Source organism: Stenotrophomonas sp. GSD10 (assembly GCF_056172695.1).
This window is the reverse complement of record NZ_JAOCMC010000002.1, coordinates 2,273,137-2,290,193: the sequence shown is the minus strand read 5'-3', so window position 1 is coordinate 2,290,193 and position 17,057 is coordinate 2,273,137. Positions and strand designations below refer to the sequence as shown.

The following is a 17,057-nucleotide window of genomic DNA, read 5'->3' as shown; positions in this document are numbered from 1 at the left end:
ATGCGCCTGTGCAATTCTTTCCATCTCGTGCTGCCGCTGCTGCTGGCCGCCGCACCACTGGCCGCGCAGAACGCGCCGGCTGCGACCGCTGCAACGGCGGCCGGCGAGCGGCCGGTGGTGATCGAGGGCGTGGTGCCCGATCAGGCGACCAAGGCCAAGCTGCTCAACAATCTGCGTGCGGTGTACGGCGCCGAGCGGGTGGTCGACCGCATCCAGGTGGAAACCATCGCGACCCCGCCGAACTGGGGGGACTATGTCGCCGGCATGATCAACCCGGGCTTGAAGCGGGTGTCACCGGGCAAGCTGGAGGTCAACGGCCAGGCCGTGCGCATCACCGGTGACGTGGGCAACGAGGCCCTGCGCCAGCAGGTTGCCAGTGACCTGAGCCTGGCCAGCAACACCAGCTACACGGTGACCAATGCGCTGAAGGTGGGTTCGCAGCAGAATGTGCTGGACCAGACCCTGGCCAACCGCATCATCGAGTTCCAGAGTGGCAGCGCACGCCTGACGCCTTTCGGCATGAGCATCCTTGACGAGATGGTGGCCAAGATGGCGCAGATGCCGGACAGCCGCTTCCTGATCATCGGCCATACCGACAATGTCGGTCAGCGCGAGTCGAACCTGACACTGAGCCACGCACGCGCGTTGGCAGTGAAGAACTACATGATGGCCAAGGGCATCCCGGGCAGCCACATGGACGTGCTGGGCAAGGGGCCGGACGAGCCGGTGGCCGACAACACGAGCAACGATGGACGCGCACGCAACCGTCGTATCGAGTTCAAGATCCAGTAATGGCAGTGGGGAGCGGGGCGGGCCCGCTCCCCTGCTGAAGCGACAGCCAGTTCAATCGTCCGGATTGACGTCCAGCATCTCTTCCATCTGCTCCAGCGTGCCGTGGTCCTTGATGACCCGCTTGAGCCAGACGTGCAGCGGCATCTCGCCCCAGCGCGCGGCCTTTTCGGCCAGATAGGCCACCGGGCTGTGCGGTTCGGTGCGACGGAAGAATTCGGCGACCTGGCGCAGCTGCTGCAGCGCTTCCTTGCGTGAACCGGGCGCGCCTGCAGGACCGCGCACCGCAGTGGCCGGCGGCGCGTCGAAGCTGATCGGCGCATCGGCAAAGCCGGTTTCAGCGGCGCCATCAGGCGCGGCTTCGGTCTCGCCGTCCAGCAGTACACCGGCATCGCGTGCGAAGCGCTGCACGGTCCGCTGCAGGTGCTCAAGCTGCTCGCGTACCGCGCTGAAGCTGGGGCCGTCCAGGCCCAGCCGGTTGTCCACTGCGGCCTGCAGTTCGGCCAGCGCCTGGCTGCAATCGGGCAGGTCATCGGCCAACTGCCGGTAGAAGCCGTGCTGGGTATCGCGGCGGGCGGCATTGAGGATGTCCAGGCCGGGCCGGCCATCGTCATCCTCGCCACTATTGGCGCGCGCGTGCGCATGCTCGAAATCGGTCAGACTGAAGCGCCCCTGCGGCGCGGCGATGATCGGCACCGCACGCAGCCACTGCAGCGAGTTGGTCAGCAGCCAGCTGAGGTTGCCGATGCGTTCCTCGAAGTCACCATCCGGTGCCTGCGGATGGACCGACTCCCAGTAGCGGTCGCACAGGCCGGCGGTGACCCGGTAGCCCGCGGCCAGACCCTGGAATCCTTCCAGCTGGGTGGCCGCTTCGCTCAGCCAGCCGGCCAGGCGCAGATCCTTGGTACGGGTCTGCAGCAGGTCGTTGGACTCGCGCAGCACGCTGCTCCAGTCGGCGTACTTGATGTCGGTCTGCCACGCACCCTGGTCCAGGGTCGGGTCGTCGGCGCGACGGTTTTCGATGATCCGATCAAACTCAGCCGAGAACGACAGGTCTTCACCGGTCGGGGCGTGGTCCGAAATCGGGGCCAGCAGGGCTTCCTGATCCAGCATGGCAGGTCTCGTTGGGGACTGCCGATGATTCTAGCCGCTGAATGTGAATGCCGTTGCGGGTTCGGGGAAAGTCCCGATGCCTGAATACGGCTTCCCGGTGGTTATGTGACGGAAAGCGCAGTTTATCGCGTCATTCTGCGTCGTGATTTTGACGAACACCTCGATCTGGTAGATTTGAAGGCTGGAAACCGACGCCGTGTACCCAGAGTCTGGCGTCTCCACTCTGGAAATGGCATGGATCAGCTGAATTACCTGAAGACGCAGGCCGCCGGTCTTGGTGACGGCCTGCGCTTGTATCGTCTGCAGTCCGGTGCGTTTACCGCATGCACCGTGGAACGCTGGCGTGGACGTGACGCGCTGGGCGAGGACGCTTGGACCGAGGTCGATGTGCTGGCCACCGACGCGGGTGTGGCATTGGCTGCGCTGCCGGCCACGCGCGCCACCCTGGTCACCCAGCTCGCCGACGGCGGGCAATGGCAGCGCAGCGGCCTGGTGGCTGATGCCGCCAGGCTCGGCGGCGATGGCGGGCTGGTGCGTTACCGGCTGCGCCTGGTGTCCTGGACCTGGTGGCTGCAGCATGCGCGCCACAGCCGCGTGTTCCAGGAGCAGAGTGTTCGCGCCATTGTCGACACCGTGCTGGCCGGGCACGCCGACATCGCACGCTGGCGCTGGGCCGAAGGCGTTGACGCATTCCTCGGTGCGCGTGTGCGCAGCTACTGCGTGCAGTACCGCGAAAGTGATCGCGATTTCCTGCAACGGGTGCTGGCCGAAGAGGGATTGGGCTGGCGGCTGTATGCCGACGAAGAGGCGCCCTGCGGCAATGGCATGGAGATCTTCGCCGACAGCGTTGCGCTGCCCGAAGACGCCACCAGTGCGGGAATCGGCGTGCGTTTCCATCGCAGTGATGCCACCGAAAGCAGCGACAGCGTGCAGGCCATTGGCCTGTGCCGGCGCCTGGCCAGCACGACGGTCAGCCTGCAGAGCGATGATTACCGCCAGGTGCGTGCGCTGGCGGGGCAGTCGCCGATGGACGGCGGTGGCAGCGAGTCGGCACGCGAAGATTTCGATGCCGTCGGCGCCTATGCCTTCAGTGACAGTGCTGCCGCGTCGCGCCAGGCCCGGTTGCTGGCACAGGCGGGCGAAGCGCACAGCCGGCACTGGCAGGGGCACGGAACGGTGCGCGGCCTGCACTCGGGCAGCTGGCTGCGCCTGCAGCAGGCGCCCGGTGCCACACCGCCGGAATTGTTGCTGGTCAGTGTCGATCACGCCGGCATCAACAACCTGCCTACCGACCTGCGGCGCAGCCTGGAGGATGCGCTGGGCGCGGCGCTGGCCGAGGGCGATGACGCCGCGCTCTGGCAGCAGGCCGAAGCGGTGGGCTATGGCAACCGCTTCGATGCGGTCGAGCGCAGCCTGCCGTGGCGGCCACGGTTGCTCGACGGCACCGGCGCGCGCCTGAATCCACGCCCGACCGTGCCCGGCTACCAGACCGCCGTGGTGGTGGCTGGCCAGGGCAGCGCCGGCAAGGACCTGCATGCCGACAGCCACGGCCGCGTGCGCGTGCGCTTCCATTTCCAGCAGGGGCAGGGCGATGGCGCCCATGACAGCGCCTGGCTGCGTGTAGCGCAGCGCTATGCGGGCCCGGGGGTGGGCAGTCAGTTCCTGCCGCGCATCGGCCAGGAGGTGCTGGTGGGCTTCCTCGACGGTGATATCGATCGGCCCCTGGTGCTGGGCGCGCTCTACAACGGCCGCGGCGAAGCGGGTGTGGCGCCTACGCCTGCCGGTGCCAGCGCCGAAGGCGACGTGTCGGCCTACGGCCAGGCCGCCGATGCACGCAACAGCGCGCAGGCCAATCTCAGTGGCGGCCAGGCGCCGGCCTGGCATGCCGGCGGTGCCGGTGACCAGGCGCATCGCCAGGGCGGCGCGCTATGGGGCATCCGCTCGCGCGAATGGGACGGTGGTGAAGGCAGCAACCATCTGCTGTTCGACGATTCCAACCAGCAGCTGCGTACGCAGCTGGCCAGCAGCCAGCAGGTTTCGCAACTGACGCTGGGCCACCTGCGCCACCAGGCCGACAACTACGTTGGCAGTGTGCGTGGCACCGGCTTCGAACTGCGCAGTGACGCATGGGGCGCGGTGCGGGCGCCGGCGGGCGCGTGGTTCAGCGCCTATGGCCGGCGCCCGAACGCACCGGCGGGTGAAGCGGTGCAACCCTCTGCGCTGCTTGCCCAGCTGCAGACGCTGGGCGAGCGTTTCACCCGCGCCGCACGCACGCATGTGACCAGCCCGCTGGCAATGCAGGAGGGTGCAAAGGCGGCCGGGCAATCCCGGCTGGTGGCCGACCAGTCGCCGGTTCCGGCAATGCTGGCCAGCGTGCGTACCACCACTGGCGGCGATGAGTTCGAGGCCGGGAAAAGCGGCGCGACCGAGCGCAGCCCTGACCCGGGCCAGGGCAGGGTGCCGCATCCAGGCGACCCGCTTCTGGGCCTGGCGGCACCCCAGGGACTGGCGCAGGTGGCGGGACAAACCCTGCATTGGAGCAGTGGTGAGGGCTTGCTGCTGGCCAGCGGTGCTGAAAGCGAAGCGGTGGTGATGGGGCAGGCGCGGCTTCATGCGGGGCAGGCCATCGGCGTGCTCGCCTGCGTCGTCGAAGGGGCCGGCGCCGAATCAACCGCGCTGGATGTGGTGGCCGGCAGTGAAATGCTCGACATGCAGGCGCACGCAGATCAGATCCGGATCCAGTCGCGCGCTGCGCTGCGGGGTGCCAGCGCGCAGGCGCCTGTCGAGCTGGCCGCTGCCACGGTGCTGCGTGTGGCGACGTCCGGCGGTGCCAGCCTGACCATCGCAGGCGGCAACATCACCATCGACTGCCCCGGAACCATCACCGTGCATGCGGCCAGCAAGTCGTTCGTCGGGCCGGCGCAGCAGGGGTATCCGCTGCCGCAGTTCCCGCGCAGCAGCTGCAAGAGCTGCATTCTCGACGCGATGCGCCAGGGAACGCCCGGAGTGCTGGTGTGATCCATCGCTATGCCGTGATCGACAGCGCACAGAGACCGCATTTCCATGCGCGGCTGGAGCGCCTGGGCGCGCGCTACCGGTCGTTGTTCGAGGGCACGGCCGAAGCGGGCCTGCTGGATATCGCGCCGTTGCTGGTTGCCTGGCCGGAGGCGGCGCACAAGGCGCTGGACACGGAGATCGGGCAGATGGGTGCGCAGAAGCCGGGTGTCAGCCTGCTGTGGAGCGCGCTGGAACTGGATGAACTGGCGCAGCAGCTGCGCGCTTTCCATCTGGCCAGAGTGCCCGAGAAGGGCGGCCGCGAAATGCTGCTGCGCTGGTATGACACGCGCATTCTGCCGGCCCTGCTTGACCTGTTGCGGCCTGATCAGCGTGCCGCACTGCTGGAAAACGTGCAGCGCCTGCAGTACTTCGATCGCTTCGGCCAACTGCAGCAATGGCCACTGGACGCAATGAGCGATGCGGGTCTGCCGGCACTGCCACCTTTGCGCCTGGACGAGCATCAGTACGCACGTCTGCTGGATGCGTGCGAGCCGGATGTGGCGATCGCGCAGCTTCGCCGGGTGATTCCCGACGAGATGAAAAAGGTGCCGTACCGTTCGCTGTATCCGTTCATCGTCGACCACCTGCAGGACACGATTGCCCACGGCGTGGACCAGGTGGACGATCACGTGCAATACCTGCTGCTGGCGCTGTATACCTCCGGCGCCTGCCGCGCGCATCCTGCCGTGCAGGCACGGTTGGCGCAGCACGCAGGAACCTGCGAGGTGGCTTTCGCGGACTGGGCATCGGCCCTGCCGGAAGACATCTGGTTGACCGGCGTTCCGCTGTGGGACGCCACCCGCGTTGCGTCGCAGGCCGTTGCGGCACCCTCCAGGACCTGAAGAAATGATTCTGCACAAGATGCGTATTCCGCTGCTGTCCGCGCTGGTTGTACTGCTTCTGCTGCCGGTACTGGCCGCCTGCAAGGGCCAGCCTGCGTCCACTCCGGTGGGAGTGCGGGGCTACAACCACACCGACCATTCCATTGCGCAGTTCCAGGTGAATGGTGGAAGCGGAGGGTCGGCTCGACGTCACTCGGCAGGCGGCACGGTCTGCTGCGCTGTCGTTCCTGACCGATGGACTCCAGATCTGAAGGTGGAGATCGAATGGACAACCGACCAGGAAACCTACCAGAAGGCGACGGTATCCATCCCCAGGTACAACGAGGTTGGCAGTCTCGCGGTTCACTTCCTGCGCAATGGGCAGGTCAAGGTATTCGTGACCAATCTGATATTGGGGCACCCGGACTATCCGTTGACGGGACCGGAGGCGCCGCTGCGTGAGGGTGAGAATCCCGTGTGGGAGCACCTTCGGCGGCCGCCCACCCGTTGAGTGGAGGTCGGGTGGGATCGACAAGGACAAGGAACCGGGCAGGGACGGATATCGGAACCAGGAGGCAAGGACATGAATGAACGCACGGCGACTGGCGCGCAGCCCATGCCCGCCAATGGACAGCGCGCATTGAGCGGCGCTGAGGCACAACGACGGGCGCAAGCGATGGCGTGCCTGCGCGAGAAGGGGTCGCAGTGCCAGGGCCAGGTGCATGTGAGCATCTACTTCGATGGCACCGGCAACAACCGTGAGTGGGCAGGTACCTTCGTGACCGGCAAGACACGGGCCACCCGCACCCAGCTTGCGCGCAACGGCCACAGCAATGTGGCACGCCTGTACGACGCCAGCCTGGCCGAACCGGAGAATGGCTTCTTCAGCGTCTATGTGCCTGGGGTGGGGACGCCGTTTTCCGAGGTGGGCGATACCAACCAGGATGGCGACACGCTGGGCGGCGGTGCCGCACGCTACGGTGCCGATCGCATCCATTGGGCCATCCTGCAGGTCATCAACTCAGTGCACCAGTACCTCAAATCCAGTGATCTGATCACGCCGGCTGAAGCCAAGATACTGGTCGGTTCGATGAGCGAAACGCGCCTGCTGGAAGGGATGACGCGCCGCGCCATGCTGACCGGAATTGCGCAACGCCTGGAGCGGGTGGTGAAAAGCCACCAGCGTCGCGTCACCTCCGTTCACGTGTCGGTGTTCGGCTTCTCGCGCGGTGCCGCGCAGGCGCGGGCGTTCGTGCATCGGTTGTATGAAACCGCCGAGGCCTGGGGCAGCGGCTGTGGCTACAACATCGCCGGTGTTCCGCTCTACCTCAATTTCATGGGCATCTTCGACACCGTGGCTTCGGTAGGCGTTGCTGCCATGAGCCGGGTATCAAAGGGCAAATGGGACTGGGCCGCCGGTGACATGATGAGCATTCACCCCGAGGCCCGGCAATGCGTGCATTTCGCTGCCTTGCATGAGCAGCGCATCAACTTCCCGCTGGATCTGGCTACCAGCGGGCGCGAAGTGCTTTACCCCGGCATGCATTCCGATGTCGGTGGTGGCTATTCGCCCGGCGGCCAGGGCAAGGACTTCGTGTCCGGCGCAGCGAACGGCAAGGCCAAATTGTCACAGATTCCGCTGATCGACATGCATCACGAAGCCATCAAGGCGGGCGTCATGATGGAGACGATCACCGAGCTCAACCAGGACCCGGCCTATGCCACGCATTTCGGCTGCCATCCGCAGTTGATCCGCGACTACAACGCCTGGCTGACCGGCCATGGGGTGCCCGCAGGCGCGCACACCCAGCAGATCACCGGTCATTGCCGGCAGTACGTGGCCTGGAAGGGCAAGCGCCTGCCCAACGGCCCACAGAGCCTGCTGCAGCAGCCGTTCTTCAAGCAGTCCGATGCGGAGGACCAGGTGGATCTGGCCAACGCGCAGCGCGACTTTGCCAATCTGGTCACCGAGCTGGCCCAGGGCAAGAGCGACATGGCGGCCTACCGCGGTCAGCTCAATGAAAGCCAGAAGCGCATCGACGCCGGGCGCAAGGCCGGGCGTCCGGTGTTCGAGCCGACGCCGCGAGCGTCCGCCGCGGCCTACACCTACGCCGGCATTCCCGCCGAGACCAGTGCGCTGCTGGACCTCGTGCTCAACGCGACGCCGGTGCCGGATGTCAGCACCACGCTGTTCGACAATTACATGCACGATTCGCTGGCCGGCTTCTACATGATGAAGTGGACGGAGCTGAACATCCCGCGTCTCAACACCTATGGCTATCTGCGCTATCGCGAAGTGTTCAGTGTGGCCGGCAGGCGGGCCCAGGAATGCCGCGATCCGGCGACCCTGCCACCGGCGAATGTCCCGTCCATCGGTGGCGCGTTCCAGCAGCTTGGAACGGCAATGGGAGGCTGAGCATGCGCAGTCGCGCGAGCACGCGCGTCACCCCGGGGAGACGCGCCGTGTGCCCGCTGCTGCTGGCCTGCCTGCTGCTGCCATTGGCGGCGTGCAGGCAGGCACCGGCGCAGACGGTCGAACAGGCCGAGGCAGCACGCTCCGCGCAGGCCGCCATCGAGGCGCAGATGGCCGCCGACGCGCATGCCGCGCAGGCAGCGCCGCCGTTGCCGGGCGATCCGGACCGCACCGAAACGCTCTTTGACGGATTGCTCACCTGCCAGCCCAAGGGCTGGTATCTGAGTGCAGAGTCCGGGCGGCCGGCCAATCCCTATCTGGCCCGCCACGCGCCGCAGCCCTGTGAGCGCGATGAGGCCTTCGGGATCGCCTACTTCTGCGTCAATGCCGATTTTCACGGTCTGCCGGTCTACAGGGTGGTGACCCACCTCGGCACCGCGCCCACACCCATCGGTCTGCTGATCGATCTGCCCGTGGAGCAGGCGCGCAGGCGTGCACGGAAGGCGCTGGGCACCGGGTTCCCGCGCGATGCGCGGAGCGCGCGCGGTGAGCGGCCGCAGCTGGGTCCGCAGGGTGACAATCCACAGAAATCGCAGTTGCTGTGCACGCCGGACTGGGCGTAGGCCGAGGTCGGTGCGGCCTTGCGCTGGCCTGGCTACCGCCCGCGGGATGGCATGGCAACGGCGCCATCTTCATGGCATCCTCACGAAACTGATTGGCCAGGTGCCATCGACGGATGAACGACATGCAGAACTGGATCGGACGCTCGGCCGGCGGGCTTGTGCTGGCGCTGTGCCTGGCGGCGCCGCTGGCACAGGCGGGCGAGCCGGTCTTCGGCGGCTGGCGCAACCTGGACTCCCGCGACGGCGCCGAGCCGGCGTTGCGTGACATCCCGTTCGCCGTGCTGCCGGCCGCCGTGGCCAGCGATGCGCGCTTCTCGATCTACGACCGCGAGAGCAAGCGGCTGGTGTGCTGCCTGCAGGTGGCCAGCGCCGAACTGGACGACACCGCGCTGCGCAAGGTCTATCAGCTGCCCGAGCAGTGGGTGACCGACCTGCGCAATGGCCGCAGTGCGGCGCGGCCCTGGCCGACGCGGGTCTATGAAATGCGCCGTATCGGCGAGCTGGTCGACTACGGTTTCAGCGATGCGCCCGAGGCCTACAGCGACCTGGGCGGGCTGCTGCTGCCCGCCGACGCGCGCCTGCTGTCCGATGGCAGCGTGAAGGCGGGTGCAACCTATCGCCTGCAGTTCCGCAGCACGCCGCTGGGCGATGACAGCAGCGCGCTGGACCGCTTCACCCTGCAGCCGGCGCAGGGCGCCGGCAAGCCGGTGGTGGTCGAAGTCTCCTACGGAACCTATTGATCCAGCGCGTCATTCGGGTGTGACGGCGTGCGCGTGCAGCGCCGTAGTTCATCTGCTACCGTCGCCCTACAGGGGAAGGACCTGCCCGTCGCCGCCGCGCGGGCAGCAACGGTGGGGACGCCATGGAAGCGATTCGCAACCTCATGGTGCAGGCAGCCGGCCTTGATGCCGACAGCCGCCTGTATCGGTTGGAGCTACCCGGCCTGCCAACGGTCGTTGTCGATCACTGGCATGGCCATGACGCCCTCTCGCAGGGGCGGCATCTGACGATTGATGTACTGGCACTGGACGCTTCGCTGCCGCTGGCCGACTGGCTGGGGCAGCCCGCGTGCCTGCATGTGCGGTTGGCCGACGGCCAGCCGTGGCCGCGCCACGGCGTCATTGCCGATGCGCGCTGCACGGGCAGTGATGGAGGCCTGGCACGCTACCGGATCACCCTGCGCGACTGGACCTGGTGGATGGACCAGGCGCGGCGCAGCCGTGTGTTCCAGGAGCAGAGCGTGCGCGAAATCGTCGATGCCGTGCTGCAGGGGCATGCGCCGTTGGCGCACTGGCGCTGGACAGAGGAGGTCGATGCGTTCCTGGCGGCGTCGCGGCCTCGCAGCTTCTGCGTGCAGTACCGCGAATCGGACCTGGCCTTCGTGCAGCGCCTGTTGGCCGAGGAAGGGCTGGGCTGGTGCGTGCAGGAAGCGCAGGATGCCGCTGCGGGGCATGGCATGCTGCTGTTCGCCGATTCGACGGTGCTGCCTGAATCGCGGGAGTCACGCAGTGGCGGCGGGATCCGCTTCCACCGCGCCGATGCCAGCGAGCGCAGCGATGGCGTGCAGCGGCTTGGGCAACACCGACGACTGCACAGTACGCGGGTGCAGCTGCACAGCAGCGATTACCGCAGCGTCCGCTCGCTGGCAGGGCAGCTGCCGCTGCAGGGCGACAGCGGGGCGCCGCGCGAGGACTACGATGCCATCGGCGCGTATGCCTTCGCCGATGCCGACGCGTTGCAGCATCACGCCCACCTGGTCGCCGAGGCGATGGAGGCGCAGGCGTTGCAGTGGCAGGGCCGGGGCAGCGTGCGCAGCGCCGATGCCGGGCAGGTGTGGGTGCTGACCGGCCTGCCGGGCGAGCTGCCGGCGGAGCTGATGCTGGTGAGCGTGGAGCATGCCGGTGTCAACAATCTGCCGGTTGATCTGCGCCAGGCATTGACGGCACCCGAAGCCGTCAGCACAGAGCGCGACACGCTCGCAGCCCAGGCGCGTGCCCATGGTTACAGCCAGGCATTCACCGCGCTTGCGCGTGACCGCCACTGGCGACCGATGCTGCGCGATGGCACCGGTGCGCGGCGCAATCCACGCCCCTTGGCTCCCGGCTACCAGACGGCGATGGTGGTGGCCGGGCAGGGCAGTGCCAGCGACGAAGTGCATGCCGACGCGCTGGGACGGGTACGTGTGCGGTTTCATTTCCAGGACGGCGCAGAGGGCGCCGACAGCGCCTGGTTGCGGGTGGCGCAGCGCTATGCCGGGCCCGGGGTCGGCAGCCAGTTCCTGCCGCGGATCGGCCAGGAAGTGCTGGTCGGCTTCCTCGAAGGAGACATCGATCGGCCACTGGTACTGGGTGCGCTCTACAACGGGCGTGGCGAGGCCGGGGTGGCGCCGACGCCGGCAGGCGCCAGCGCCGAAGCCGATACCACGCCGTTTGCCCAGGCACGCGATGGTGCGGGCAGTGCGCAGGCCAACCTCGGTGGTGGCCAGGCACCGGCCTGGCATGCGGCCGCTGACGGCGAGCAGGCGCACCGGCATCCTGGTGCGCTGTGGGGCGTGCAGTCGCGCGAGTGGCAGGGGCAGGGCTGGAACCGGCTGCTGTTCGACGACAGCGACCAGCAGCTGCGCACCCAGCTGGCCAGCAGCCAGCAGCACTCGGCACTGAGCCTGGGCCACCTGCGGCATCAGGCCGACAATCATCGCGGCAGCCTGCGTGGCAGCGGCTTTGAACTGCGCAGCGATGCATGGGGCAGCGTGCGCGGGCAGCGCGGGTTGTGGCTGGATGCCTACGCGCATCCTGACCCGCAGCCGGCAGGGGCCGCGGCACAGCCGGCGGCACTGCTTCAGCAGGTGGCGACGCTGGTGCAACAGCAGGCCGACGCGGCGCGCACCCACCTGACCGTACAACCGGCCTCGCATCTGGGCGCGCAGTCGCCGCAGCGCTCCAGGCTCGACAGTACGCGTGCGCCGGTGCCGGTGCTGCTGGCCAGTGTGCGCAGCACGGTGCCGGGGGCGGATCTGCAGGAGGCCACTGGCGCCGCCGCGCAGCGCAGCGGCGATGCAGGCGACGGTCGCGTGCCGCATACCGGCGACCCGCTGATGGGCCTGGCCGCGCCGGAGGGCGTGGTGATGGTGGCGGGCCAAGGGCTGCATTGGGCCCAGGGTGAAACACTGGTGCTGGGCAGCGGCCAGCACAGCGATGCGACGGTGATGGGACAGGCGCGCTGGCACGGGCGGCAGGCGATCGGTGTGCTGGCGGCCGCCATGACCGGTGCCGATACCCGGACGCCGACGTTGACCCTTGCCAGCGCCACGCAGCAGCTGGACATCCTGGCGCAGCAGGACCGGGTGACGGTGCAGGCCCGGCAGTCGCTGCATGCCGCCAGTGCACAGGCGGCTGTGGAACTTGGCGCCGGGCGTACGCTGCAGATCTCCACCGCGGGCGGCGCCAGCGTCACCCTCAGTGCAGGCAACATCGTCTTCAATGCGCCGGGGCGCATCACCGTGCACGCCGGGCGCAAGTCGTTCCTGCCCGGCGGCGGCGGTCGCTACCCGCTGCCGATGTTCCCGCAGTCGGTATGCAAGGAGTGCCTGCTGCTGGCGGCGCAGCGGGCCTCACCGCTGACCCCGAAGGGAGGTTGAGCGTGCGCCAGGACTGGCAGTTTCCTCCACTTGCGCTGCCGCCACTGGACGCGGACGCGCAGCGTTTCGTGCTGCTCGATGGCGCGCAGTGCGATCAGCCGTTGCAGCTGCTGCGTGCGCTGCCGTGGGCGCCGCTACGGTTGTTTGACGGCCTGCTGGCCGACGGCACCGATGATGCCAGCGTGTTCCTGGCGCGGCTGCCGGCAGGCATTGACATCGACCGCTTCCTGCAACGCGCCGCCGCGCAGGCACGTTCGCCGGGGCTGCTCAGCGTGATCGAGACGACGCTGGGCGCCGAAGCGCTGCTGCAGCGCCTGCAGCGGCGGTTGGACGCCCGCTTCCCCAATGGCAAGGAGTTCCTGGCGCGCTTCTTCGATGCACGCGTGTTGCCATGGTGGGTGCAGGTACTGGACGAGACCCAGTGCCGCGATTTCCTGTCGCTGGGAGAGCGTTGGTGGTACCTGCGCCACGATCTGCGCTGGGCCCAGCTGGAACTGCAGGACATCGTGCAGGATCCGCATGATGCGCCCTGGGTGCTGGAGGCCGCGCAGCGCCGCGCGCTGGTCGACGCCAGCTATCCCTACACGTTGATCGACCACTTCCAGCTGACCGACCCGGAGCTGTTGGCACGGCTGCCACGCGAGCGCTGGTACACCGTGTTGCGGCGTGCGGTGGCGACGGCCGCCGCGGCCGGCATCGAAGACAGCCGCCGCGTGGTGATGGTAGCGACCTGGACGCTGCTGGCCGGTGTCGATCTTGGCGAGGACCCGGCCTGGCGGCAGCGCCTGCAGGACTTCGCCAGTGGGCGGCGCAGTGCGGCCGACATCGGTGACGAAGTCTGGCCCTTGGAAGAAAGCTGGGATTGAACGGAGCGAGATCGCGATGATGAGCAACAAGTACCTGTGGTGGAGCGCACTGGCAGTGATCGCGCTGCTGGTGGTGGGCGTCGGCTGCAGTCGGGCGATGGCGCGCGGCAAGACGCCGATCATGTCGTTGTTCGCGTTCAACTACAGCCCGTACTACCTGGCCGATGTGCGGGTCGATGGGCAGTTTCTGGGAGGGGTGAGCGGTTACACCAACGGTGGCTCCGGGATGGGGCCGCGCGCGCCGCGCGGCAAGGGGCCGGACAGCGTGCGGGTGCGCTGGATCGAGGCCAACCGCTACGATCTGGCCACCAACCGCTACCTGAGCGAAGGGCACCGCGTGCCGCGCGAAGCGGTGGTGCCGCTGAAGACGCCGTATCCGCCCAACCCGGCCACGCTGCTGCTGCATTTCTATGCCGACGGCCATGTCGAGGCCGAGCTGCTGGACAAGGGCGTGAACAAATGGGACGTGCGACGCATGCCCGTGCCGAAGGAGCACAAGGACCATGACCAGTACTGATCCGACCGCGATTCCGGGCCAGGTGGATCTCGAACCCGGTACCCCTGATCCGATCGCGCAGGCCGAGGGCACGGCGCGCACCGCGCGGCTGGCCCGTGGCTCGCGTCCGTTGAGCGATGCCGAGCGTCGCCGTCGCCAGGAAGCGATGTGCGGCACGGTGCCCGACAAGGAAGCAGCCACCACCGGCTGTACCCAGAGCCTGCACCTGAGCGTGTTCTTCGACGGTACCGGCAACAATCGCGATGAAGAGCTGGCCAAGGGGAGGACGAGCGTGCTCTGTCGAACATCGCCCGGCTGTTCATTTCGCACAAGGACGATACGCGGAACATCAAGCGCCAGTATCTGGCCGGCGTCGGTACGCCCTGCCCGGAAGTCGGTGACAGCGGCGGATTGCTCGGGCTGTCGATCGGCAAGGGTGGGCGCGAGCGCATCGACTTCGCGCTGCAGGCACTGGATGAACTGATCGACAGCCAGCCCGAGCCGATGCGTATCCTGGTGGTCAGCGTGTCGGTACTGGGTTTTTCGCGCGGAGCGGCATCGGCACGCGCGTTCGCCCGCGACCTGGCCGCGCGCTGCCGGCGCCAGGCCGATGGTACCTGGCTGTACCGCGAGCGCATTCCGCTGCGGATCGGCTTCATGGGCGTGTTCGATACGGTGTGCTCGGTGTGGCCCAGCCTGGCGGCCGCCGCGGTGAACTACCGCAATGGACATACCGGCTGGGCCGAAGGCATGGCGGTTCCGGAAATCGTGGAGCAGTCGGTGCACATGACCGCTGCCCATGAGCTGCGTGGCCAGTTTCCGCTGGATTCAACACGGGAGCACGCGCTTTACCCGGCCAACACGGTGGAAATCTGGTTCCCCGGCGTGCACTCGGATGTGGGCGGCGGCTATGACCCGCAACACCAGGGGCGCCAGAACAGCATCGCGCGCTTTGCCCTCAACGAGATGTACGACATGGCGCAGGCCGGTGGCGTGCTGCTCCATCCGGTGAGTGAACTGGAGCCGTTCCTGAAGGCCGAGTTCGACAAGCAGGATCCGGAGCTGCAGGCGGTGTTCAACGCCTATCTGCAGGCGGTGCGGGTCAAGCGCGGGCGCATGGAGGACGTGCAGGCCTCGCACATGGAGCTGCTGTACCGCTGGCTGCGGGTACGCGTGGCGCGCGGTGACAAACTGCCGTCGATGCAGCGGCTGGCGGCGCGGGAGGAGGCGCTGCGTGAGCAGGTGCGGACCCTGCGCCGGCGCCAGTCGCAGCTGCCGTCGCCGTGGGGCAACGACAACCTTCATCTGGCCGACCAGGGCAACGCGGACAAGACGGCCGAATGGAACCGGGTGTCCGACGAACTGAAGGCCCGCGACGATGAGCTTTCCGCTGTGACCAAGCAGCGCCGAGGCCTGGAGAAGGAAAACGACACGATGCTGGGCAAGATCGTCAGCCTGCGCCGCCGCCGCGAGCGTGGCGCAACGCTGACGATGGCCGAGCGGGTGACCCTGGAGTCGTGGGACAACACCACGCTGTTGCCGCCGGAGGTGGAGGCCTTCTTCGACGGCTACGGCCACGATTCGGTGGCGCACTGGTTCATCGGCAACCTGAGCCAGTGGCGGGTGCTGTACTTCGGTGCCACCAAGTACACGCCGGGCAAGGTGGAGGAGAAGGCCGAAGCCGCCGAGGCGGTGCCGGGCTGAGAGGGCGGGCTACACTACGCGCCGCGGCCGTGTGCCGAGCCATCGATGTGAGTGCCGTGCCCCGTCTGCCGTTGCTGTTGTCCTTGTCCCTTGCAGTGCTGGCGGGCTGCGCCAGTGCGCCGCCGCCGCCGGCCCATTCCGATGCGCTGTGGCGGCTGATCGAACGGGATTGCCGGGGCGCCGGGGGCCCACGCGGTGACTGCCTGCGGGTGGAAAGCGCGGCCGACCGTCGTGACGTGCTGGTCAAGGATGCGCACGGCGACTACCAGTTCCTGCTGATGCCGCTGGACAAGGTCAGCGGTATCGAGAACCGCAGCCTGTACCAGCGTGGCGCGCCGAACTACTTCGCTGCGGCCTGGCAGGCGCGCCGCCATACCGAACAGGCGCTGGGCCAGCCGCTGCCGCGTGCGGTGGCCAGCCTGGCGCTGAACTCGCCACATGGCCGTTCGCAGCACCAGCTGCACATCCATGTCGACTGCCTGCGCGCCGACGTGCTGCAGGCCCTGGATGCGCAGGCCGGCACCCTGGGCCAGAGCTGGGCGCCCTTGGCCACGCCGTTGCGCGGCCACCGCTACCAGGTCCGGCTGCTGCCGGGTGACGCGCTGACCGCCAACCCGCTGAATCTGCTGGCCTACGATCTCAGTGGCGTGACCGATGTTGGCCAATGGAGTCTGGTCGTGGCTGGACGTGATGACGTACAGGGCGGGCCGGGCTTCATCCTGCTGGCCACGCGGGTGGACGCCGCCAGCGGTAATGACGCCAGTGGCGAGGAACTGCAGGATCACGCCTGCGCCGCCGTGACCGGCGCAGGGCAGGCGCTGGAGCGGGTGCGCTAACGTAGTGCCTGCTGGCGATTGCGCCACCCGGGCGCGGTCAATGCCAGCAGCTGGCGATCCTGCCAGCCCGCGGCGTCCAGGTGCTGGTCGCGCAGCACGCCTTCGCATTCGAACCCGGTGGCACGCAGGGCGTCGGCGAACGGCGAGGTGCATGACGGCGGCAGCAGCACGTAGATGCGATGCAGGCCGACGTTCTCGAACAGGAACGTGCACAGCGCCTGCAGTGCCGCCTGCGGATGGGCGTGCCGATGCTGCAGTGACTGGATTTCCGCGCAACGCGCATACGCGGACTGCAGGCGCACGTGCACCTGGTCCAGCAGGGTGCCGTGCACGTCGTCGAACACACCCAGCTGCAGCTGATCGTGGTCGTACTCCAGGCTTGAGCGGTGCATGCCCGCGAGGAAGCGGGCTTCTTCATCGATGCCAGGCACATGCGCGTGGCCACGCCGCCGGCTGTCATCGAAGATGCGCCAACGGGGCAGGTCGGTGCGCAGGAAGGAACGCAGGGTCACCGGTGCGGCCTGCAGGTGCAGCAGGTGGCGGCGCCGGACCGGGTGCAGGGGCGGGAGGCAGGAAGGTTGGGCACTGTTGTTCATGCTCCGCACGATGCGAGGACGCCTGCCACGGCACCATTCAATTCGTTGCAAAAGCCGCTTGGCAGGGGCGCCAGGTCTGATTCGGTTCAGGCATAAGCCCATCAGG

The 17,057-nt window shown here is 67.9% G+C and carries 15 protein-coding genes; 13 read left to right on the top strand and 2 right to left on the bottom strand.

Annotated elements, in window-relative coordinates:
* Entirely contained in the window at nucleotides 1–792 is a 792-nt protein-coding gene (locus tag N4G47_RS10825; protein ID WP_475287051.1) for an OmpA family protein, read from the top strand.
* 51 nt (nucleotides 793–843) lie between these two features.
* On the opposite strand, the gene tssA is transcribed toward N4G47_RS10825, so the two are convergent.
* A complete protein-coding gene (gene tssA, locus N4G47_RS10820; RefSeq protein ID WP_475287049.1) occupies nucleotides 844–1,902 on the bottom strand; it encodes a type VI secretion system protein TssA in 1,059 nt (352 codons plus the stop codon).
* A gap of 234 nt (nucleotides 1,903–2,136) precedes the next feature.
* Here tssA and N4G47_RS10815 point away from each other — a divergent pair, with 234 nt between their 5' ends.
* The 12 genes from N4G47_RS10815 to N4G47_RS10760 all read left to right on the top strand — a co-directional run bounded on the left by N4G47_RS10815 (nucleotide 2,137) and on the right by N4G47_RS10760 (nucleotide 16,355).
* Nucleotides 2,137–4,920: a type VI secretion system Vgr family protein gene (locus N4G47_RS10815; RefSeq protein WP_475287047.1), complete on the top strand. Its 2,784-nt coding sequence runs from the start codon at nucleotides 2,137–2,139 to the stop codon at nucleotides 4,918–4,920.
* Nucleotides 4,917–5,801, top strand: coding sequence for a DUF4123 domain-containing protein (locus tag N4G47_RS10810; protein WP_475287045.1), 885 nt, complete (start codon nucleotides 4,917–4,919; stop codon nucleotides 5,799–5,801). Before N4G47_RS10815 ends, N4G47_RS10810 begins: the two co-directional genes overlap by 4 nt.
* Nucleotides 5,802–5,805: 4 nt before the next feature.
* Complete coding sequence (locus tag N4G47_RS10805; RefSeq protein ID WP_475287043.1) at nucleotides 5,806–6,291, top strand: DUF3304 domain-containing protein; 486 nt, start codon at nucleotides 5,806–5,808, stop codon at nucleotides 6,289–6,291.
* 72 nt (nucleotides 6,292–6,363) lie between these two features.
* Nucleotides 6,364–8,196, top strand: a complete 1,833-nt coding sequence (locus N4G47_RS10800) for a T6SS phospholipase effector Tle1-like catalytic domain-containing protein (protein ID WP_475287041.1) — start codon at nucleotides 6,364–6,366, stop codon at nucleotides 8,194–8,196.
* A 2-nt stretch (nucleotides 8,197–8,198) separates the two neighbouring features.
* Entirely contained in the window at nucleotides 8,199–8,816 is a 618-nt protein-coding gene (locus N4G47_RS10795; protein ID WP_475287040.1) for a hypothetical protein, read from the top strand.
* A 122-nt stretch (nucleotides 8,817–8,938) separates the two neighbouring features.
* Entirely contained in the window at nucleotides 8,939–9,556 is a 618-nt protein-coding gene (locus tag N4G47_RS10790) for a decarboxylase (protein ID WP_475287038.1), read from the top strand.
* Between the two features lie 122 nt (nucleotides 9,557–9,678).
* A complete protein-coding gene (locus N4G47_RS10785; RefSeq protein ID WP_475287037.1) occupies nucleotides 9,679–12,453 on the top strand; it encodes a type VI secretion system Vgr family protein in 2,775 nt (924 codons plus the stop codon).
* Between the two features lie 2 nt (nucleotides 12,454–12,455).
* Nucleotides 12,456–13,319, top strand: coding sequence for a DUF4123 domain-containing protein (locus tag N4G47_RS10780; protein WP_475289928.1), 864 nt, complete (start codon nucleotides 12,456–12,458; stop codon nucleotides 13,317–13,319).
* Nucleotides 13,320–13,335: 16 nt separating this feature from the next.
* Nucleotides 13,336–13,836, top strand: a complete 501-nt coding sequence (locus tag N4G47_RS10775; RefSeq protein WP_475287035.1) for a DUF3304 domain-containing protein — start codon at nucleotides 13,336–13,338, stop codon at nucleotides 13,834–13,836.
* Nucleotides 13,823–14,299: a hypothetical protein gene (locus N4G47_RS10770; protein WP_475287033.1), complete on the top strand. Its 477-nt coding sequence runs from the start codon at nucleotides 13,823–13,825 to the stop codon at nucleotides 14,297–14,299. Before N4G47_RS10775 ends, N4G47_RS10770 begins: the two co-directional genes overlap by 14 nt.
* Complete coding sequence (locus N4G47_RS10765; RefSeq protein WP_475287031.1) at nucleotides 14,227–15,519, top strand: T6SS phospholipase effector Tle1-like catalytic domain-containing protein; 1,293 nt, start codon at nucleotides 14,227–14,229, stop codon at nucleotides 15,517–15,519. The genes N4G47_RS10770 and N4G47_RS10765 overlap by 73 nt, the downstream gene beginning before the upstream one ends.
* A gap of 56 nt (nucleotides 15,520–15,575) precedes the next feature.
* The gene (locus tag N4G47_RS10760) at nucleotides 15,576–16,355 is read left to right on the top strand and encodes a CDP-diacylglycerol diphosphatase (RefSeq protein ID WP_475289927.1); all 780 of its coding nucleotides are present in this window, start codon (nucleotides 15,576–15,578) and stop codon (nucleotides 16,353–16,355) included.
* On the opposite strand, the gene N4G47_RS10755 is transcribed toward N4G47_RS10760, so the two are convergent.
* The gene (locus N4G47_RS10755; protein ID WP_475287029.1) at nucleotides 16,352–16,951 is read right to left on the bottom strand and encodes a GNAT family N-acetyltransferase; all 600 of its coding nucleotides are present in this window, start codon (nucleotides 16,949–16,951) and stop codon (nucleotides 16,352–16,354) included. The genes N4G47_RS10760 and N4G47_RS10755 overlap by 4 nt on opposite strands.
* Between the last annotated feature and the right edge of the window lie 106 nt (nucleotides 16,952–17,057).

Excerpts from the sequence above, each read along its gene's own strand:
- N4G47_RS10790 (WP_475287038.1), top strand. The coding sequence starts at position 8,939 with ATGCAGAACTGGATCGGACGCTCGGCCGGCGGGCTTGTGCTGGCGCTG.
- N4G47_RS10805 (WP_475287043.1), top strand. The coding sequence starts at position 5,806 with ATGATTCTGCACAAGATGCGTATTCCGCTGCTGTCCGCGCTGGTTGTA.
- N4G47_RS10815 (WP_475287047.1), top strand. The coding sequence starts at position 2,137 with ATGGATCAGCTGAATTACCTGAAGACGCAGGCCGCCGGTCTTGGTGAC.
- N4G47_RS10825 (WP_475287051.1), top strand. The coding sequence starts at position 1 with ATGCGCCTGTGCAATTCTTTCCATCTCGTGCTGCCGCTGCTGCTGGCC.
- N4G47_RS10775 (WP_475287035.1), top strand. The coding sequence starts at position 13,336 with ATGATGAGCAACAAGTACCTGTGGTGGAGCGCACTGGCAGTGATCGCG.
- N4G47_RS10755 (WP_475287029.1), bottom strand. The coding sequence starts at position 16,951 with ATGAACAACAGTGCCCAACCTTCCTGCCTCCCGCCCCTGCACCCGGTC.
- tssA (WP_475287049.1), bottom strand. The coding sequence starts at position 1,902 with ATGCTGGATCAGGAAGCCCTGCTGGCCCCGATTTCGGACCACGCCCCG.
- N4G47_RS10800 (WP_475287041.1), top strand. The coding sequence starts at position 6,364 with ATGAATGAACGCACGGCGACTGGCGCGCAGCCCATGCCCGCCAATGGA.
- N4G47_RS10795 (WP_475287040.1), top strand. The coding sequence starts at position 8,199 with ATGCGCAGTCGCGCGAGCACGCGCGTCACCCCGGGGAGACGCGCCGTG.
- N4G47_RS10785 (WP_475287037.1), top strand. The coding sequence starts at position 9,679 with ATGGAAGCGATTCGCAACCTCATGGTGCAGGCAGCCGGCCTTGATGCC.
- N4G47_RS10770 (WP_475287033.1), top strand. The coding sequence starts at position 13,823 with ATGACCAGTACTGATCCGACCGCGATTCCGGGCCAGGTGGATCTCGAA.